The organism is Flavobacterium pallidum (assembly GCF_003097535.1).
Classification (GTDB): Bacteria; Bacteroidota; Bacteroidia; order Flavobacteriales; family Flavobacteriaceae; genus Flavobacterium; species Flavobacterium pallidum.
On record NZ_CP029187.1, the window covers coordinates 3,315,737 to 3,334,205 of the forward strand.

Consider the following 18,469-nt stretch of genomic DNA (forward strand, 5'->3'; position numbering starts at 1 on the left):
TAATTTGGCAACTTATAATCCTGACTAGTGAAATCAGCCATTATTAATTACTAATTGTTAACTATTATCCTTTAGAATCCGAGGTCGCGTTCGATTTCTTCCATTTCGATGATATCGTGTGCTTCGGTTTTCGTCGGAACTACTGAAAGTTTGTCGGAAACTTTATTGAAATCGATGTCATTTGCAATGACTACGAACGATTTTTTTGCTTTTTTATGTTCTTTTGACAAAGGCAAAAAACCATTGATTTCCTTTACCGAAAGTCCTTTCAGGTTCGAGATATCGATGATCAGGTGTTGCTTTTCAAAAGACTTGTACTCGTGTGTAATTTTCATAAGGAAAGCTGTGAAATCACCTTCAGTTTCCTTGATTGTGGTCATGTTCGCTTTCTTTTCTACTTTCATTTTCGCGGAATTTGTGGAGTAGCTAAGATAGTCATTTTTCGTATTTATTGGATTTTGGAGGCCAAAAGATAAATCACCGCCATGCGTACGGCAACACCGTTTTCGACCTGGTCTAAAATCACGGACTGCCCTGAATCTGCCACATCAGACGTGATTTCGACACCACGGTTTATCGGGCCGGGGTGCATGATTACGATCTCTTTATTTAAGGAATCCAGCAACGCTTTATCGACTCCATATTGTTGTGCATATTCACGCGTGGAGGGAAAATAATTGACATCCATGCGTTCATTTTGCACGCGAAGCATATTCGCTACATCGCACCATTCCAATGCTTTACGTAAGTTCGGCTCCACTTTTACACCAAGGCTCCCTATATATTTCGGGATTAGCGTTTTGGGGCCGCATACTTTTACGTCGGCACCCTGCAGCTGCAATGCATAAATGTTGGATAATGCCACGCGCGAATGCAATATGTCACCTACGATCACTACTTTTTTTCCTGCCACGCCGCCCAACCTTTCACGGATCGAATAACTGTCAAGCAGGCCTTGTGTCGGGTGCTCATGTGCTCCGTCGCCCGCATTGATGATGCTCGCTTTCACATTTTGGGAAAGAAAATAGGCAGCGCCGGGATTCGCATGGCGCATCACGACCATATCGACTTTCATCGCCAGGATATTATTTACCGTATCGATCAGTGTTTCGCCTTTCTTGACTGAAGATTGCGCCGCGGAAAAACTGATAACATCTGCAGAAAGCCTTTTTTGGGCCAGTTCAAAAGACAATTTCGTACGGGTGCTGTTTTCAAAAAAGATGTTGGCAATCGTGATGTCGCGCAACGAAGGCACTTTCTTGATCGGGCGGTTGATGACTTCCTTAAAATGATCGGCGGTTTCAAAAATCAGGTCAATGTCATCTTTGGTGATGTATTTGATTCCCAGTAAATGATTTACGCTTAATTCTTTCATCTTTTTTATTTTTCCCGTAATCGTAATTCCTAATTCTTAATTCCTAATTAAATAAACCGCATCTTCGCCTTCATTTTCGGTCCAGCAGACTTTCACTTTTTCATTATTGATGGCATCCACCTGCCTGCCACGATAATCGGGCTGGATGGGCAGGTCGCGACTGAAACGCCTGTCGATAAGCACCAAGAGTTCGATCACGGACGGCCTTCCGAAGGACTGGATTGCAGTCAAGGCGGAACGGATGCTGCGACCGGTAAACAACACGTCATCTATGAAAATCACCTTTTTTTCTTCCACCAGAAAATTGATATCCGTTTTATTCGCTTCGAGGGGCTTACCCGTACGCCGGAAATCGTCCCTGAAAAAAGTGATATCGAGATAACCCAGTGAAATGTCCGTCACTTTGTATTCCTTTTCGAGCATATCCTTAAGCCTTTCGGCCAGAAATGCGCCACGCGGCTGGATTCCGATAAGGATGGTTTCTGAAAAATCAAGGTGTTTTTCAATCAGCTGGCAGGCCAAACGGTGCAGAATGATATTGACTTCTTTTGAAGTGAGCAATACTTTTTGACTCATGACGAAGCGTGGTGTTTGGTTTGTAAAAGTACTGAAATAAGCAATACCTGAAAAATTTATTTATCTGAAAATTTCATTTTTGATAACCCTATGCGGTATTAAATCTGATTATATTTTACTACTTTTAAAGCCTCGAATCTTTTAGCATAGACCATGACTATTTTCCTTACAGACGATGACAGTGACGACTGCATGCTTTTCTCGGAAGCATTGCGCGAATCGCACTCGGATGTCAGCCTGAACGTTACTACCGACGGAGTGAAGCTGATGGAGATGCTGCATGAAATGCCCCCATCCCCGCCGATGGTTTTATTCCTCGATCTGAACATGCCCAGAAAAAATGGTTTCGAATGCCTTGATGAAATCCGGAAATCCCCGAATTTGAAAGACATCCCGATCATTATCTTTTCGACCTCTTCGAATACGGACATTATTGACCGTACATACAGTCAGGGCGCTAATTATTTCATTTCGAAGCCCAACTCTTTTGTGCTGCTTAAAAAAGCCATCGAACACATATTGTCATTTGATTCCACGCAACTGAATAAAAAGCCCCTGCGTGAAAAATATGTGATTAATGTAGCCTGACAGCAATGAGGAAACCGCGACATATACAAATCAGGGTCATTTTTATATTTGCAGTAATTTTCCTGCTTTCGCTTTCCATTTATTGCTATAACAGGATCAGCGAGCTTACAAAATCCTATTATCTGGTTGACCATACCAATACGGTGAAGCTGGAACTTGAAAAATATGCGTCGACGATAAAAGATATCGAATCGGCACAACGCGGTTTTCTTTTGACAAAAGATTCGATTTATTACAATGAATTCAATGACCACCTCCGCAAGATAAAACCGAAAATAGATTCCGTCAGGCGACTCACAAAAGACAGCAGGTTGCAACAGCTATATGTAAATGTCCTGGAGGACCTTACAGAAAAACGAATTGCTGTAATGCTGCAAACAATGGCATTAGGGGACATCAATAAAATCCCTAAATCGCAACGGCTTAAGAACAGGGCGCAACGCATCTTCTTCCGTAAACATATCAACAAAATGATGGCGGTGGAAGAGTCTTTCTTAAAAAAGCGGACAATTTTGATGGAGCGTCAATCTTCATTAACCCCGCTGTTTACCGTTTTGCTAATGATTTCGGCATTGATTGCATTGATCTTATCCTATTATGCCATAAACCGCGAGCTTAAGATTTCGGACCGCCTGAAAGGCAATCTCGAAGAAAGCAAAAACGAACTGACACAGAAAAACATTACACTCCAGGGAAACAATGAGCAGTTGGAAGCGGTTAATAAGGAACTTGAGGCATTCACTTACATCTCCAGCCATGATTTGCAGGAACCTTTGCGTAAAATCCAGACATTGATTTCTTTGGTGCTTGAAAAAGAATCTGCAACACTTACTGATACCGGAAAAAATTACCTGGAACGCATCCGGAATTCTTCAGAGCGTATGCAGGACCTGATTAAGGATTTGCTGGCTTACTCAAGGGTTACCACAGAACATTTCCATGTTGCTCAAGGCAATTTGAATGACATTGTAAACGAAGTGATTTCCGATCTTGAGGAAGAACTGACAGCTAAAAATGCGGTTATTGAGGTTCAGGGCGAAGAAAAGGTCTTTATGATCGAAACGCAATTCAGGCAATTGCTTACAAACCTGATTTCAAATGCTGTAAAGTTTTCCCGTGAAAACATTACACCACGTATAGTTGTAGAAAATAAAACGATCAAAGGCACCATGGTACCCTTTGAAAAAGCCATTCCTGAAAAAAACTATTCCTTGATTACCATCCGTGACAATGGCATCGGGTTCGACATGCAATACCGGGACCGCATTTTCGAGGTATTCCAGCGGCTTTATTCCAGCCAGCAATATGCAGGAACGGGTATTGGATTGGCTATCGTAAAGAAAATCGTTGAAAACCACTCGGGTTTTATTGCTGCAGAGAGCATTGAAGGTGAAGGCACTGTCTTCAACGTTTATTTGCCTTGCTGATTTTTGTAAGCTTCACCTTATCAAATTCCGTAACAATTTTTACAAATTCCGTAAGGCGATTTTTGATTGATTTTGACAATTTTACAATATCAAAAACAACAGAATCTAACCACTAAATCTGAAAATCATGAAAGCGAAATTATTGAGAATGTTCGTCCTGATCGCAATATTATTCACATTTACGAACTGCGAACTCGTTGAAGGAATATTTAAGGCCGGCGTTGGCGTAGGCGTGTTTATTGTACTGGCGGTGCTCGCCTTTATCATTTACGTCATCAGCCGTTTCGGAAAGAAATAATGGCATGAAAACAAGAAAAAATCCTGCTTTAAAGCGGGATTTTTTTTATCATTTTAAAAAAATTCTACTCCATCAGGCCCCACATATCCGATAAATATATTGTCTTCGTTTTTTATTCCTATTACGAACAAATCTTTTCGCTGCTGGTAGTTTCCGTATACAAAAGACGGCTTTTTCTCAAATACAGCCTCAGAAATGTAAACTTGTCCATAACTTTCATTTACAATTCCATATTTATTATTAGCGGTAAATCTGTAAAATGTATCATAATCAGCTTCAACCAATTCCATTTCATCCTGTGCGACAGGAACCAGTATGTCGTTTTTGAAATTGATTAACCCGAACTTTTCGCCACTTTGTACAATCCACATTTCCAGTGGGAACGCATTCCGTTCTGAGTACCATTTGTCATTCCAGACGATGCTGTCATAAATGATGGGCACGATAACGCTTCCGTCGGCAGCGATACTGCCATATTTTAGTTTTCCATTGCTATCCTTTTTTGAAACGATAAAGCAAATCCTGTCCCCTTCAAAATAAGAAAGCTGGCTTATACTTTCGTAAACTGCAGGAATGACGGTTTCATTACACACCAGGCCATACTTGCCGTTTTGCCTGAACCTGATATAATTTTCATAAACGATTTCATCATTGCCTGATTTGCGATGAAGCTTCTCTTTCAGGTATTTGACCGTTTCTACAACATCCGCTTTGAGCCTGATATCCGGATAACGGGATTGGGATATGATGTCGCTGCCATCGGCATTCTTTAACTGGTTTGGGTTGGCATTCCTTTCAATCTGTTCATCGATTGAAATTTTTCCATTCTCATATTTATATGCGACATTGATATACCTGCCGGCCCCAAATCCTACGCCTACATCCGTCATGACGTTGCTGTCATCAGCGAATGGGTCTTTGTCACGGTCGTTTTCCGTTTGATAAGGCATGATCCTGTATTCCTTGTCCTTGTATGCACCCCAAACGGTCATTTTTGGGGAATCCGCATTTTTCTTCAGTGTAATTTCCCCGGAACGATTGACACCTTCGATCTTGTGGTAATCCTGCAAAATCCACTTTGTGATGGATTCTTTATCCACATCGTATTGGAATAAGCCTTCGAGGCCATTCATTTTCTTACACCAGAATACAATTATCCGTGGCAGGTCACGGTATTTTACGCTATGCCCGAACCGTCCGGCATCAGCAAGATCAATAAATCCTTCGGGGTATACTACCTTGCCTTCAAGCCCGAACAGCATTTCGTGCTTTACCGCAGGAAATCCGGGACCAATGATATCACCCTTACTCTCTTTTCGCTGCTTCCCGATAATGACTGCCTCATGAATAAAGAAGAAGCGGTCATAATTGCTTTGGCTTATGATTTGATTTGATTCGTGAAAAAGTCCTGTTTTGCCCTCTTTTACGCAGAAAAAATAATTTTCCGGAAATTGCTTATCACACTCCATCCTATCATATTGCGGCGCGACCCTGATTATTTTTTTAAGAGTGCACAGCCCCCATTTTTCGGCATTGCGGTAAGGCACTAAAATATCCTGGGCGCTTACTATTGCTGAGGATAAAAATATCAGGAAGCAGCATATATTTTTCAAAAAAATCAGGTTTAAGTTATTTTAAAAATAAAAACTCCCGCAATATAATAACGGGAGTTCAATTTATTTTTTATGAATACATTTTCTTGCGAAGCTCCTGTACTTTTTCATCATCAAGGTATTCATCGAAAGTCATGTAACGGTCGATGGCACCATTCGGGGTCAATTCAATAACCCGGTTTCCTACAGTCTGCGCAAATTCATGGTCATGCGTAGTGAAAATCACCGAACCTTTAAAATTTTTCAGTGAATTGTTGAATGCCGTGATCGATTCCAGGTCGAGGTGGTTCGTAGGTTCATCGATCATCAGGACATTGGCGCGCTCCATCATCATCCTTGACAGCATACAGCGTACTTTTTCTCCACCGGATAATACACGGCTGGTTTTCAGCGCTTCTTCACCGGAGAAAATCATCTTGCCTAAAAATCCGCGGATATACACCTCGTCGCGCTCTTCCTCGGTTTTTGCCCATTGGCGCAGCCAGTCCACCAATGACAAATCATTTTCGAAAAAATCGTGGTTTTCCACCGGAAGGTATGCCTGGTTTGTGGTCACACCCCAATCAAATGTACCGGCGTCCGGTTTAATATTGTTGTTCAGGATTTCGTAAAATGCTGTCGTAGCTCGGGAATCCTTTGAGAAAAGGACAATCTTGTCACCTTTTGCCATATTGACATCGACATCCTTGAAAAGCGTTTCGCCGTCAATGGATGCGCTGAGATTTTTTACATTCAGGATCTGGTCGCCGGCTTCGCGTTCCTGATCGAAAATGATGGCAGGATAACGGCGGCTGGAAGGCTTGATTTCAGAAATGTTCAATTTGCTGATCATTTTCTTACGCGAAGTCGCCTGTTTTGATTTGGCTACGTTGGCACTGAAACGGCGGATGAATTCCTCCAGTTCCGCTTTCTTTTCCTCAGCTTTCTTATTTTGCTGGGCACGCTGTTTGGCGGCCAATTGGCTTGATTCATACCAAAATGTATAATTCCCGGAATAATGGTTGATCTTGCTGAAATCAATATCCGAAATATGAGTACAAACCGCATCCAGGAAGTGACGGTCGTGCGAAACGACAATCACCGTATTTTCATAATTCGCAAGGAAATTCTCAAGCCAGCCAATGGTTTCGAAATCCAGGTCGTTCGTCGGCTCATCCATGATTAACACGTCCGGGCTTCCGAAAAGTGCCTGTGCCAGAAGCACACGTACTTTCAGTTTACCGTCCAGATCTGCCATCATCGTGTAATGCATGTCCTCGCCGATGCCTAGATTAGAAAGCATTGCGGCGGCATCGGAATCGGCATTCCAGCCATTCATTTCCTCAAACTGCACCTGGAGCTCCCCGATACGGTCAGCATTTTTATCGTTGTAATCAAGGTACAATTCGTCCATTTCCTTTTTTACCGCATACAAGACCTTGTTGCCCATCATGACCGTTTCCAGGACGGTGTGCTCATCGAACATGTTGTGGTTCTGGTTCAGCACCGACATCCGCTTGCCGGGCTCAAGGAAAACGTGGCCTGAAGTGGGGTCGATATCTCCGGCAAGGATTTTTAAAAAGGTAGATTTTCCGGCTCCATTTGCCCCGATGACACCATAAATATTGCCATGGGAAAAGGTTGTGTTTACTTCGTCAAACAAAATCCTTTTGCCAAACTGTACCGATAAATTATTTACTGTTAACATGAATTGCTTCTTTATAAAATTTTTGCAAAAGTAGAAAAAATAGTGGAGATTTACCGATAACAATATCTCATGTGATCCCGAACAACAATGAAGCTGCCTTTCGATTTTCCTTTATTTCAAAACCCTGGCCTTGTGCATTATGTTTTCGAGACCATGGCATTTGTTGTCGGGATGCAGGTTTATTATGCCCACCGGAAAAAGATTACGGACCATATTTCAGATAAAAACAGACTGCTGATCCTAGCAGGAGCCATATCAGGAGCATTGTTGGGTTCACGCCTGGTGGCGGTGCTCGAAAATCCCCAGGCCATTGCTTCCCTGACTTTATCGGAAATTTATCAAAGCAAGACTATAGCAGGCGGCCTTGCCGGGGGGCTGTTCGGGGTCGAACTCATTAAAAAATGCATTGGTGTCAATACGGCTTCAGGTGACCTGTATGTGTTGCCGATTATTACCGCAGTCTTTATAGGGCGCATTGGCTGTTTCCTTTCAGGGGTGGCTGAGCCTACTTTTGGTATTGAAACCACATTTTTTACGGGAATGGATCTTGGAGACGGTGTGCAAAGGCATCCTATAGCATTATATGAGATGTTTTTTCTGCTGCTGCTCTGGATCGTATTCAGAAAAATCAAAAATTACAGGATCATAAACGGCGACAGGTTCAAGTTGTTCATGATATTGTATTTCCTGTTTCGGTTCCTGGTTGAATTCCTCAAGCCGTTCCACCCGCTGATTGCCGGCCTGAGCAGCATCCACCTTACATGCCTGTTCATTTACATCTACTATCACCGATTCCTGTTAAGGATCACCAATTTAAAATCGCATGAAGACCAGAGACTACGTTTATTATGATTATACCAAAAGCCTGTGCCCTGATTGCCTGAAGCTTGCCGATGCCAAAATAGTATTTCAGGACGGTGCAGTATGGATGCTGAAGCATTGCCGCGAACATGGCGACAGTAAGGTGATGATTGCTGACGATATTGAATATTACAAACAGATTCGGAATTACAACAAACAATCAGAGATTCCATTGAAATTCAATACCAAGGTGCACTATGGATGTCCTTACGATTGCGGACTTTGTACCGACCACGAGCAACATTCGTGCCTAACGGTCATAGAAGTTACCGACCGCTGCAACCTTTCCTGCCCGACCTGCTATGCCAATTCTGCGCCAAATTACGGCAGGCACCGCACCCTTCAGGAAATCGAATGCATGCTCGATACCGTTGTTGACAACGAGGGCGAACCCGATGTGGTCCAGATTTCGGGTGGTGAGCCAACCGTACATCCTGATTTCTTCAAAATCCTCGACCTGGCCAAGTCGAAGCCCATAAAACACCTGATGGTAAACACCAATGGGATACGAATTGCCAAAGACATAGCATTTGTGGAAAAACTTGCTGCCTACATGCCTGATTTTGAAGTATACCTGCAGTTTGACAGTTTCCGTCCCGAAGTATTGAAAAAACTTCGCGGGGAAGACCTTACCGAGGTCCGGCTTAAAGCCATTGATAACCTGAATGCTTTTAATATATCGACGACATTGGTCATCACGCTTCAGAAAGGGGAAAATGATGATGAAATCGGACAAATCCTCGACTATGCGCTGCAGCAGCGATGTGTCAGGGGTGTCACATTCCAGCCAACGCAGGTTGCAGGCCGGAATGAAAATTACGACGATACGACAGGACGCATCACACTCACCGAGGTAAGGCGTAAGATTTACGAGCAGAGCAGTGTGTTTACGCCCCAGGACCTCATCCCCGTGCCCTGCAATCCTGACGCATTGTGTATGGCCTACGCACTGAAGGTGGATGGCGAAGTGATGCCAATGACACGCTTCATAAACCCGGAAGATTTACTGAACAATTCAAAAAATACTATTGTTTTCGAGCACGACGAACGCCTCAGGGAACATATGCTGACGTTGTTCAGTACGGGAATTTCAGTAGACTGTGCCGAAGATGCCTTCGGGGAATTGCTTTGCTGCCTTCCGCGGGTACAGTCGGACACTTTGGGATACGACAATTTATTTCGTATCATTATCATGAATTTTATGGATGCCCACGATTTTGATGTCAGGGCGGTCAAGAAATCCTGTGTGCACATCGTGAGCGATAAGATGAAGATCATCCCCTTTGAAACGATGAACCTTTTTTACAGGGAAAAACAAATTGATGCATTGCGAAAAGAACTAAAACCTATTTGATATGGGCTTACTGATATTACTCCTGATTCTGGCCATACTGACGCCGCTTACACTTATTATAAGCCTTATCGTATACCTTACGACAAAAAATGAGGCAACGAAGAAAACGGCGCTCACCTGGCTCAATACGAGCCTCATTATCTTCTTGATTGGATTCGGGGGATGTATTGCGATGCTATACAGCTGACATTTTACATTTAACTATGCCTTAACAATATAATCGCCTGTAACTGAATATTTTTGCTTACTATATCTTAAACAATGCGATACCCCTACGTAATCATAAGACTTATTTTCCCTGCTTATTTTGTTCTGTTGTTTGGTTCCTGTAATAAACCATTCGGGAATGATGACTACACCGCGTATTTCGGTGGGGAGGTTTCCAATCCAACAAGTCCTTATGTCCTTTTTTGCAAAGACACGAAAGTGATTGATACGATTATGTTAAAGGATGACAACACTTTCTTCGTAAAATTCGATTCGCTTACACCGGGACTTTATACTTTTAAGAATGAGCCGGAATACCAATACATTTATTTTGACAAAAATGACAGTATTATGGTGCGGATCAACGCAAATGATTTTGATGAATCTATTGTTTTCTGCGGACGCGGCGAAGAAAAAAACAATTTCCTGATGGAGTTGTACCTCAAAAACGAGCATGAGAAGAAAAAGATTTACGACGTTTTTGAATACGATTACCCAAATTTCAAGAAGAACATTGATTCTGCTTACGCTTCAAAGGAAAAATTCTACAAATCCAAAAAAGAATCCATTCAATGGAACGATGATTTTGATTCGTATGCCAAAGCAATGCTGGATTTCAATTATTTTTCTAAAAAGGAAATTTACCCCGTAGTCCATGAGATGCGTACCGGCGTTGAACTGAAAAGGACACTGCCAAAGGACTATTACGCACACCGCAGCAATATAGATTACAACGATGCAAAGCTGACTGAATTTTCGCCTTATGTCAAATACCTGACCTACATGCTCAGCAATATGGCTCTGGAAAAGGATTTCCCGAATGTTTCCGAAGCGGACAAATCACTTGAAATGAGCGTACGCAAGATGGATATCGCCGATTCGCTTTTCAAAAACCAGTCCATCAAGAATACCATCCTGAACAATATCGCCTTTACCTATTTGCTTGAGGACCAGAATATCGTCAATAATAAAAAGTTCCTCGACCAATACCACAGGCTTTCCACCGACAAAAGCAAACACAACGAAATCCTGAAAATCGGGGATGCCATTCAGAACCTGAAAGAAGGCAATGAACTGCCCCAAGTAAGCCTGGTAAACCTCAACAATGAACCGGTCGATTTCAAATCCCTGATCCATAAAAAAACGGTATTGTTTTTCTGGACCCAAAACCTCGAATCACATGTCATTGCAGCCCATAAAATCATTTTGGAACTGATTAGAAAACATCCTGATTATCAATTTATTGCCATCAATGTAGACCGTGATCAGGAAGAATGGAAAAAGGATATGAGTAACTACAAATTTGACGGCATACAGGAATACCGCGCCGCGGATTTCGACAGCATGAAGGAAAAATGGGTCATCAATAAAATCCACCGGACGATGATCCTGAACGCCGACGGCACGATCAACAATGCATTTGTGAGTTTATTTGATGCGAAATTCGAGGAACATTTGAGATAGTTTGCAGTCGCAGTCGTAGTTTTCAGTCTCGACATTGTCTATAAATAAAAAAAGGGATTCAAAAATGAATCCCTTTTTTTATAGGTTCTGATTTGTACTGTTAACCGCGACTGAGACTGCCTACTGATTCCCCTTCTGGTAATCCGCAATAAACTGCGCCAGGCCAATATCCGTCAAAGGATGCTTCAACAATCCAAGGATAGCGGAAAGCGGCCCTGTCATCACATCCGCACCGATTTTTGCACAGTTTACGATGTGCATCGTATGGCGTACCGAAGCGGCAAGGATTTCAGTTTCATAACCGTAGTTATCGTAAATTCCGCGAATTTCCTCAATCAGGTTCAAACCATCCGTAGACACATCATCCAATCGTCCGATGAATGGCGAAACATATGTCGCACCGGCCTTCGCAGCCAATAACGCCTGTCCTGCCGAGAATACCAACGTTACATTGGTCCTTACGCCTTTTTCCGAGAAATATTTACAGGCTTTCACGCCGTCTTTTGTCATCGGGAGTTTCACGACAATTTGGTCGTGCAGGTCTGCGAGTTCTTCGCCTTCACGCACCATTCCGTCATAATCAACGGCATTCACTTCAGCGCTTACATCACCATCGACGATGTTGCAGATGTCTACATAATGCTTCAGGATGTTGTTTTTCCCGGTGATGCCTTCCTTGGCCATCAGCGACGGGTTTGTCGTAACGCCATCCAAAACGCCTAGTGCCTGTGCTTCCTTAATGTCGTTCAGGTTGGCCGTGTCGATAAAAAATTTCATGTTTAAATATTTAGAGAGTTGTGTTTATTTTTTTTGTGGCGATGCCTTCGGCCCGGGCTGTCCGCTTGTATCTTCCGGCTGATGCCGAAAGGATACCGCTTCCATCCCTATCGCAGGCCCGCGGCAAAATTACGATTATCCTTCCAAGTGACAAAGTACGAGTTTAATAAAGTTTCTGAGCTACTGAGTTTCTAAGCAGCTCAGAAACTCAGTAGCTCAGAAACTACAATTTATAATGATTCATCAACATCTTTTCATACATCCTGTCCGGCAAAATACGCTTCAGGATGATTGAAAAACGCTGCATAAAAGTGCCTACCTTGTAATGGATTCCCGGATCTTGTTTTTGTATGATCGCGTACACGGCCAGTCCCATGTCATCAGGGTTTGCGCCACTGTCGACATGCGCATCCATCGTTTTGAGGATGCTTCCGTATGCCTTTTCATAAGCCGACCCTGGGAGCAACGGCGAATGGAAACGTCCTGCGGCAATATTCGTTGCAAAATCCCCCGGAGCGATGTTCGTTACTTTAATCCCGAACGATCTGACTTCCATGCGCAATGCCTCGGTAATCAGTTCGAGTGCGCCTTTTGATGCCGAATAAATTCCGCGGTACGGCAAGCCCATATAACCGGCAATCGATGTGATGTTGATGATGAGCCCGGATTTTTGGGAACGCATCTGCGGCAGCACGGCTTTCATCATTTCAATCGGGCCGAAGAAATTCGTATCGAAATTATTCTTCATTTCTTCCAAAGGCATCTCCTCTATCGGGCCGGTGATGCCTACGCCGGCATTATTGACCAGGACATCAATACGGCCTTCTTTGGAAATCAGTTCGGAAACGGCGTTTTGAATGCTTTGCGGATTGCGAACATCCAGCGCCAATAAGGGGAAAACAGAATCTTTAATCTTATCGGGATTGCGGCTTGTACCGTAAACTTTATAATCTTTAGCGCGCAGGAATTCGCCGATGGCTTTTCCAAGTCCGGAGGAACCGCCGGTAATGAGGACAACTTTGTTCATGGTGGGTCAGGTTTTAGCCCTGATGGAAGCGGCATCCTTTTTCCTGCTCCTTTAGCAGGGAAAAGATACAGCGGACAGCAGGAAAAGCTTCAAATTAATATCTGCCTAAAATAAAAAAATCTTCCTCACGGAAGATCTCAAAAAAAGAAAAAATGGCAAGCGACCTACATCGCACCGCTACAACCGCGTACCCTTGCTATGTTCCCATCCTGGGGGATTCTGCAGGAGCTGGTCGTGTAGGACTTGCCGTTGCAAATATACAATCTTTTTGTATTTTCGCAAGGCTGATACCAATAATCGTTGGCACCATTAACTTTTTGATTTAAAAAATTACCATGAAAAAATATAACCTGCTCGCAGTCATTTCGTTAAACTTACTGATCCTTTCCTGCGGTGATGGGAATAAAACGCATTTTGCTTTTGATGAAACCAAAATAGAGGCCCATTACACGAATTCTGAAACGGTTTCTCTGACGGTTTTGAATGCCGACAATAAGGAAATCGACAGTATTGCTTATTTTGTGAATGATAAAAGGGTGGCCAGCGCAAAAGATTTCAAACCGGTAAGTTTCAAACTGAACGCTTATAAACTGGGCTACCAGGATGTTTTGGCGAAAGTATATTACGAAGGAAGGACCGAGGAAATCACAAGCCGTGTGGAAGTGGTCTCGGAAATCACTCCAAAATTACTGACCTACAAAGTTTTGAATACCTATCCGCATGATATTTCGTCTTTTACGGAAGGTCTGGAGTTTTACCGTGACACTTTACTGGAAGGAACGGGACAATATGGTTCCTCAAAATTACTGAAAGTGGACTATAAAACGGGCAAGATCCTGAAAAGTGCCGATTTGCAAAGCCAGTATTTCGGGGAAGGGATTACGGTAATCAATGGAAAAATCTACCAGTTGACCTACAAGGAGAAAACCGGTTTTATTTACAATGCTGACACCTGGAAAATCGAAAAAACCTTTACGTTCGACAAAGATATCGAAGGCTGGGGCATGACCCACGACGACAAATTCATTTACCAGACTGACGGTACCGAGAAAATCTGGAAAATGGACCCCGCCACGCAGAAAATGGTCGATTATATTAATGTGTATTCTTCCTCGGATAAGATCAAGAGCCTGAACGAGCTGGAACTGATTGACGGCGAAATGTACGGCAACATCTGGCAAAAAGACCTGATTGCCATTATTAATCCTGCAACCGGGGAAGTTACCGCTGCCATTGACTTATCGGAACTCCGCAAATCGCTTACCAATCCTGCGGCGGAAGTGTTGAACGGCATCGCTTACAATCCCAAAACCAAAACGATTTTCGTAACCGGAAAAAACTGGGATAAGGTATTTGAAATTAGCGTGGTGAGATAATAACTGAAATGTTTATCTTCGGGATCATAAACTTTTCCGTTGAAAAACAAGATCCATATATCTGTACCGAAACCTTGTCATGATGTTGGAATCAAAGAGACGGAAATTACAGTAACTCAAAATAACACTTACGATATTAAATTTCAACTTGCGGATTATTCAGTTACAGGGGAAATAATCTTCGTTAAAAACCGTACCTTCTTCGGTCGCATCTTCCACTCCATCGGCAATATATTCCGCCCAACAGATTGATTACCATAAAATACTTAAAAAATAGTTAAATAACTATTTTTATAGTTGTGTAACTAAAAATATAGTTGTAAGTTTGGTTCAAATATTACAGCGATGCAAAACCTCACGAATAAGGAAGAAGAAATCATGCACATCTTATGGAAGCTTAAAAAGGCTTTCGTAAAAGATGTTATGGCGGAAATCACTACAGAACAGCCACATTACAATACTTTGTCCACGATTGTAAGGAATCTGGAAGAAAAGGGTTATGTGGCTCATACCGCTTATGGAAATACACACCAATACTACCCTATTGTCGCTTTAGAGGATTACCGTAAGAAATTCATGAATACCGCAATAGAAAATTATTTCAACAATTCTTATAAGAATATGGTTTCGTTTTTTGCGCAGGAAGAAAAAATTTCTGCGAAGGAACTTCGTGAAATCCTTGATATCATCGAAAAGAAATAGCTATGGAAACGCTGCTGCTTTACCTGATTAAATCCGGGGCTTTGATGGCCCTGTTCTACTGCGGCTATCATTTGTTGCTGCGCCAGGACACTTTTTTCAATGCCAATCGGTGGTATTTGCTGGGCGGATTGTTTATTTCAACAACACTTCCCTTGTTTTTTATCAGAAAAGTGGTTTGGGTTGATGCGCCTAAGTTCACTACGGAACAGCTTACCGCTTTATCACAAACCGCCATGCCGCAGCAGGTCAAAATTCCCGTGGAACCGGCAACCGACTGGACGCAAATGTTATTGTATTTATATATCATCATCTGCGGAGCGCTCACTCTAAAAGTCATTGCCAATGTCATTTCGCTTTTCAGGCTGCTGCACAAGCAGGAAGTGGTGAGGAACGGCACTTTCGCCTTTGTGGATTTAAATAAAAATGTGGCCCCTTTTTCGTTCTTTAATTACATCGTCTACAACTCTGCCTTGTATTCGGAAGAAGAATTGCAAAGCATCCTGAACCATGAAAAAGTCCACAGCAGCCAGAAGCATTCAGTCGACGTATTGCTCATGAAAATATTCAGTATTTTATTCTGGTGCAATCCATTCATCTGGCTGTACAAAAAAGCCGTTCTGCAGAACCTCGAGTACATCGCCGACAGGAAAGCCATCAGTGAAACGCATGATAAAAGGATTTATCAGTTTGCCCTGCTCCGCGCCGTTACCCAACCGAATTGTTTATCAATTACCAATAATTTTAATCAATCATTAATCAAAAAACGAATCGTTATGCTAAACAAAAAACAATCAAAAAACAGGAATCTCTGGAAGTATGCGTTAATTCTTCCGTTATTGGTTGCTTTCATGCTGTATTTCCAGGTGAAAGTGATCGCGCAGCAAAAACAGGCACCCATTGTTGCCGACAAGTCATTTTCAGGCCAGCACGCCGATCCCGATCATTTTAATTTCGTCATCGACAAAAACACTTCCGATGAGGAAATAAAAAACGAAACCAAAAGGCTGAAAAAATATGGCGCTACATTAAAGGTTTCTAAAGTGAAAAGGAACAGCGACGGAGAAATTATCGCAGTAAAGATCAATTACAAGGACAAAACCTCAGCTATTGAAAAACATGTAAACGGCAAAGAGCCGATTGAGCCGATTTATTTCAGTAAAAATAAGGATTTCACGGGATTCGGCGAACCACAAAAACGTTTTGCCATGATGAAAGAACGCCGTAACGGTGATGAAGAAGGAGATTATGATGAGGATTTCTCTTTCTCGTTTAATGATAACGAAGCGCCGGAAGCACCCGAGCCGCCAGAATCAATCGAAGCGCCGGAAGCGCCGGAACCGATGGATTTCAATTTCGATTTCAACAATGACAATGTCATCGTAAAAAGCATTACAGGAAAAGACGGCAAAACAATTGTCACCGTAAATGGCAAAGTAGTCGCTGATGTAGATGTCGATAAAATCATGGCGGATATGGCACCGATTGTTTTAGATGGAGAAACGGTGTATGCAGGAAGCGGAAAAAGCGGAAAAAAAGCCATCGTTATAAAGACTAAAGAACTTAAAGAGCAGGCAAAACGCGCCATGAGGCAGGCAAAAATCCAAATGGAACAAGCTGATATGCAACGGGAATCCAGTGAAGATATGAAGGCCGATTTTCAGGAAATGAAAGCCCAGCAACAGGAACAAATGCAGAAGATGAAAGCCGAAATGGATGCCATGCGCGCAGAGCTGGAAAAGGCAAAAGCTGAAATCAAGAAGCAGAAATAGTTAATCAGACAAGGCCGTATCCAGCGGCCTTTTTTTATTTTTACAGAAAAAGAAGACTATGTTCACGTTATTGGCCAAAATAAACAAATACCTGTTGCCCAGCTTTACCAAAAAAGGGCTTGATCCGGCCAAGGCAAAAAAATGGCAGCTGGCATTGATTGCATGGCGGTATTATGTGACGGTGAGGGCGCTTGAAGAAAAATCTGAGTAAACGGTTCCGCTAAGCATTGAGAGCCGTGTCATGAAAAATATTCAAATTACGTGTAAATGCCAACCAAACGCATAATTACCTTGCAAAGCAACAGCAAATATGACTTTCAAAAAAATATTACTCCAAAGCTTGCAAATATGGTATTTTCACCTATCTTTGCACCCGGAATTAAGGCCTCGTGGCGCAACTGAATAGCGCACTTGATTACGGCTCAAGAGGTTACTGGTTTGAATCCAGTCGAGGTCACAAAATAAATCCTTAAACTATTGATTTTAAATAGTTTAAGGATTTTTTTATTCAATGCAGATTGAATTGAGCTATCGGTTGTCGTATGTTTTACCCATGCCTGCTATAAAACCTCCAATCGCTGCTCATATAAATCATACGTAGGTTTTTCCATTTATCTACGGTGATTGAATCGATGTTAAGGTGCCTGTGGGTCTTATCTTCAAAGATTCTGGAAAAGGTGCTGATGATCTCATCGGTTTTGGAATCTAAATCAACCACACTAAAGACTGAATGCGTAATATTCAGGCTTGCGAAAACACAATCGTGATACTCTGTAACGTCCTTATTAAGGTAATGCATGCCATTTTTATCTTCTTGATATCCAATATATTCTATAATAAAATCACCACTACGGACTAGTTGCAATACGGTATCCATAATGCCCTGCCGGAATTTTTCGCGATTGCCTTCGGGGGGTGTTTCGATGGTTCCGCAAATTTTCACAATCATTGTACTGCTTGCCGGAATTGGTGAATCATTGTAATCTGGTACTTGGTTTTTCATAGCATTTTCCTGGTACTGATGTATCCTTTCACAAAGGGAGCCATTTATTCACTGTAATCCTTATAGGATAAAAACAAATACTTATAAATAACGCATTCTGTTGATTTTCAAGAATTGCTTGCTGTGCCAAAAAATCGAATAGCCCTAGTAAAACCTAATTTTATAATTATTCAGATCCGACCAGTTATTATCTTTAGAAATAGAAATCTGGAAGAAGCAAACAAACCTATTATTGGGTAGAAAATATGAATATCAGTAATCGAACTTTGATCCGCAAGGAAAGATTTTAAGATTTTTACCACTTATTTTGTGCAGATCAAGCATTTTTGTACCGGATCTTTTTTATTAAGGTATTGAAAAATAAT

19 protein-coding genes, 1 tRNA gene and 1 other RNA gene are annotated in these 18,469 nt (G+C 42.1%); 12 read left to right on the plus strand and 9 right to left on the minus strand.

The window, feature by feature from the left end; translation table 11 throughout:
* Positions 1-71: 71 nt before the first annotated feature.
* Genes HYN49_RS14085 through pyrR form a run of 3 tightly spaced genes read right to left on the minus strand, consistent with a single transcriptional unit; the run spans position 72 to position 1,951 of the window.
* Complete coding sequence (locus HYN49_RS14085; protein ID WP_108904712.1) at positions 72-404, minus strand: ribonuclease Z; 333 nt, start codon at positions 402-404, stop codon at positions 72-74.
* A gap of 44 nt (positions 405-448) precedes the next feature.
* Positions 449-1,375: an aspartate carbamoyltransferase catalytic subunit gene (locus HYN49_RS14090; RefSeq protein WP_108904713.1), complete on the minus strand. Its 927-nt coding sequence runs from the start codon at positions 1,373-1,375 to the stop codon at positions 449-451.
* Positions 1,376-1,411: 36 nt separating this feature from the next.
* Positions 1,412-1,951: a bifunctional pyr operon transcriptional regulator/uracil phosphoribosyltransferase PyrR gene (gene pyrR, locus HYN49_RS14095; RefSeq protein ID WP_108904714.1), complete on the minus strand. Its 540-nt coding sequence runs from the start codon at positions 1,949-1,951 to the stop codon at positions 1,412-1,414.
* A 153-nt stretch (positions 1,952-2,104) separates the two neighbouring features.
* Here pyrR and HYN49_RS14100 point away from each other — a divergent pair, with 153 nt between their 5' ends.
* The 3 genes from HYN49_RS14100 (at position 2,105) to HYN49_RS15200 (ending at position 4,264) form a co-directional block, all read left to right on the plus strand.
* A complete protein-coding gene (locus HYN49_RS14100) occupies positions 2,105-2,539 on the plus strand; it encodes a response regulator (RefSeq protein ID WP_108904715.1) in 435 nt (144 codons plus the stop codon).
* Between the two features lie 5 nt (positions 2,540-2,544).
* Complete coding sequence (locus HYN49_RS14105; protein ID WP_108904716.1) at positions 2,545-3,966, plus strand: sensor histidine kinase; 1,422 nt, start codon at positions 2,545-2,547, stop codon at positions 3,964-3,966.
* Positions 3,967-4,093: 127 nt separating this feature from the next.
* Positions 4,094-4,264, plus strand: a complete 171-nt coding sequence (locus HYN49_RS15200; RefSeq protein ID WP_181368972.1) for a hypothetical protein — start codon at positions 4,094-4,096, stop codon at positions 4,262-4,264.
* A 53-nt stretch (positions 4,265-4,317) separates the two neighbouring features.
* On the opposite strand, the gene HYN49_RS14110 is transcribed toward HYN49_RS15200, so the two are convergent.
* Together HYN49_RS14110 and HYN49_RS14115 are read right to left on the minus strand one after the other, a co-directional pair.
* A complete protein-coding gene (locus tag HYN49_RS14110; protein WP_146185122.1) occupies positions 4,318-5,877 on the minus strand; it encodes a hypothetical protein in 1,560 nt (519 codons plus the stop codon).
* A 70-nt stretch (positions 5,878-5,947) separates the two neighbouring features.
* Complete coding sequence (locus HYN49_RS14115; protein ID WP_108904718.1) at positions 5,948-7,564, minus strand: ABC-F family ATP-binding cassette domain-containing protein; 1,617 nt, start codon at positions 7,562-7,564, stop codon at positions 5,948-5,950.
* Positions 7,565-7,651: 87 nt separating this feature from the next.
* Between HYN49_RS14115 and HYN49_RS14120 the strand changes: the two genes are divergently transcribed.
* From HYN49_RS14120 to HYN49_RS14135, 4 genes are all read left to right on the plus strand, one after another.
* The gene (locus HYN49_RS14120) at positions 7,652-8,416 is read left to right on the plus strand and encodes a prolipoprotein diacylglyceryl transferase (RefSeq protein WP_108904719.1); all 765 of its coding nucleotides are present in this window, start codon (positions 7,652-7,654) and stop codon (positions 8,414-8,416) included.
* Positions 8,388-9,779 (plus strand): radical SAM protein, encoded by a 1,392-nt coding sequence (locus tag HYN49_RS14125; protein ID WP_108904720.1) that lies wholly within the window; start codon positions 8,388-8,390, stop codon positions 9,777-9,779. Before HYN49_RS14120 ends, HYN49_RS14125 begins: the two co-directional genes overlap by 29 nt.
* A gap of 1 nt (position 9,780) precedes the next feature.
* Positions 9,781-9,966 (plus strand): hypothetical protein, encoded by a 186-nt coding sequence (locus tag HYN49_RS14130; protein WP_108904721.1) that lies wholly within the window; start codon positions 9,781-9,783, stop codon positions 9,964-9,966.
* 74 nt (positions 9,967-10,040) lie between these two features.
* A complete protein-coding gene (locus HYN49_RS14135; RefSeq protein ID WP_108904722.1) occupies positions 10,041-11,450 on the plus strand; it encodes a TlpA family protein disulfide reductase in 1,410 nt (469 codons plus the stop codon).
* A gap of 120 nt (positions 11,451-11,570) precedes the next feature.
* Here the strand turns inward: HYN49_RS14135 and fsa are convergent, their stop codons facing one another.
* The 3 genes from fsa to ffs all read right to left on the minus strand — a co-directional run bounded on the left by fsa (position 11,571) and on the right by ffs (position 13,503).
* Positions 11,571-12,227, minus strand: a complete 657-nt coding sequence (gene fsa / locus HYN49_RS14140; protein ID WP_108904723.1) for a fructose-6-phosphate aldolase — start codon at positions 12,225-12,227, stop codon at positions 11,571-11,573.
* A gap of 223 nt (positions 12,228-12,450) precedes the next feature.
* Positions 12,451-13,254, minus strand: a complete 804-nt coding sequence (locus HYN49_RS14145; RefSeq protein WP_108904724.1) for an SDR family oxidoreductase — start codon at positions 13,252-13,254, stop codon at positions 12,451-12,453.
* A gap of 150 nt (positions 13,255-13,404) precedes the next feature.
* Positions 13,405-13,503, minus strand: an RNA gene (ffs, locus tag HYN49_RS14150) — signal recognition particle sRNA small type.
* A gap of 86 nt (positions 13,504-13,589) precedes the next feature.
* Here ffs and HYN49_RS14155 point away from each other — a divergent pair.
* From HYN49_RS14155 to HYN49_RS14175, 5 genes are all read left to right on the plus strand, one after another.
* The gene (locus HYN49_RS14155; RefSeq protein WP_108904725.1) at positions 13,590-14,630 is read left to right on the plus strand and encodes a glutaminyl-peptide cyclotransferase; all 1,041 of its coding nucleotides are present in this window, start codon (positions 13,590-13,592) and stop codon (positions 14,628-14,630) included.
* 345 nt (positions 14,631-14,975) lie between these two features.
* Complete coding sequence (locus HYN49_RS14160) at positions 14,976-15,332, plus strand: BlaI/MecI/CopY family transcriptional regulator (RefSeq protein WP_108904726.1); 357 nt, start codon at positions 14,976-14,978, stop codon at positions 15,330-15,332.
* A 2-nt stretch (positions 15,333-15,334) separates the two neighbouring features.
* Positions 15,335-17,101: a M56 family metallopeptidase gene (locus tag HYN49_RS14165; RefSeq protein WP_108904727.1), complete on the plus strand. Its 1,767-nt coding sequence runs from the start codon at positions 15,335-15,337 to the stop codon at positions 17,099-17,101.
* Between the two features lie 58 nt (positions 17,102-17,159).
* The gene (locus HYN49_RS14170) at positions 17,160-17,312 is read left to right on the plus strand and encodes an SsrA-binding protein (RefSeq protein ID WP_108904728.1); all 153 of its coding nucleotides are present in this window, start codon (positions 17,160-17,162) and stop codon (positions 17,310-17,312) included.
* A gap of 172 nt (positions 17,313-17,484) precedes the next feature.
* Positions 17,485-17,558, plus strand: a tRNA-Arg gene (locus tag HYN49_RS14175).
* 90 nt (positions 17,559-17,648) lie between these two features.
* Here HYN49_RS14175 and HYN49_RS14180 read toward each other — a convergent pair.
* On the minus strand, positions 17,649-18,104 hold the full coding sequence (locus HYN49_RS14180; RefSeq protein WP_108904729.1) for a hypothetical protein: 456 nt from the start codon (positions 18,102-18,104) through the stop codon (positions 17,649-17,651).
* Positions 18,105-18,469: the final 365 nt, after the last annotated feature.

Excerpts from the sequence above, each read along its gene's own strand:
- HYN49_RS14090 (WP_108904713.1), bottom strand. The coding sequence starts at position 1,375 with ATGAAAGAATTAAGCGTAAATCATTTACTGGGAATCAAATACATCACC.
- HYN49_RS14160 (WP_108904726.1), top strand. The coding sequence starts at position 14,976 with ATGCAAAACCTCACGAATAAGGAAGAAGAAATCATGCACATCTTATGG.
- HYN49_RS14180 (WP_108904729.1), bottom strand. The coding sequence starts at position 18,104 with ATGAAAAACCAAGTACCAGATTACAATGATTCACCAATTCCGGCAAGC.
- HYN49_RS15200 (WP_181368972.1), top strand. The coding sequence starts at position 4,094 with ATGAAAGCGAAATTATTGAGAATGTTCGTCCTGATCGCAATATTATTC.
- HYN49_RS14155 (WP_108904725.1), top strand. The coding sequence starts at position 13,590 with ATGAAAAAATATAACCTGCTCGCAGTCATTTCGTTAAACTTACTGATC.
- HYN49_RS14125 (WP_108904720.1), top strand. The coding sequence starts at position 8,388 with ATGAAGACCAGAGACTACGTTTATTATGATTATACCAAAAGCCTGTGC.
- HYN49_RS14130 (WP_108904721.1), top strand. The coding sequence starts at position 9,781 with ATGGGCTTACTGATATTACTCCTGATTCTGGCCATACTGACGCCGCTT.
- HYN49_RS14170 (WP_108904728.1), top strand. The coding sequence starts at position 17,160 with ATGTTCACGTTATTGGCCAAAATAAACAAATACCTGTTGCCCAGCTTT.
- HYN49_RS14085 (WP_108904712.1), bottom strand. The coding sequence starts at position 404 with ATGAAAGTAGAAAAGAAAGCGAACATGACCACAATCAAGGAAACTGAA.
- fsa (WP_108904723.1), bottom strand. The coding sequence starts at position 12,227 with ATGAAATTTTTTATCGACACGGCCAACCTGAACGACATTAAGGAAGCA.
- HYN49_RS14165 (WP_108904727.1), top strand. The coding sequence starts at position 15,335 with ATGGAAACGCTGCTGCTTTACCTGATTAAATCCGGGGCTTTGATGGCC.
- HYN49_RS14105 (WP_108904716.1), top strand. The coding sequence starts at position 2,545 with ATGAGGAAACCGCGACATATACAAATCAGGGTCATTTTTATATTTGCA.
- HYN49_RS14115 (WP_108904718.1), bottom strand. The coding sequence starts at position 7,564 with ATGTTAACAGTAAATAATTTATCGGTACAGTTTGGCAAAAGGATTTTG.
- HYN49_RS14145 (WP_108904724.1), bottom strand. The coding sequence starts at position 13,254 with ATGAACAAAGTTGTCCTCATTACCGGCGGTTCCTCCGGACTTGGAAAA.
- pyrR (WP_108904714.1), bottom strand. The coding sequence starts at position 1,951 with ATGAGTCAAAAAGTATTGCTCACTTCAAAAGAAGTCAATATCATTCTG.
- HYN49_RS14120 (WP_108904719.1), top strand. The coding sequence starts at position 7,652 with ATGAAGCTGCCTTTCGATTTTCCTTTATTTCAAAACCCTGGCCTTGTG.
- HYN49_RS14135 (WP_108904722.1), top strand. The coding sequence starts at position 10,041 with ATGCGATACCCCTACGTAATCATAAGACTTATTTTCCCTGCTTATTTT.
- HYN49_RS14100 (WP_108904715.1), top strand. The coding sequence starts at position 2,105 with ATGACTATTTTCCTTACAGACGATGACAGTGACGACTGCATGCTTTTC.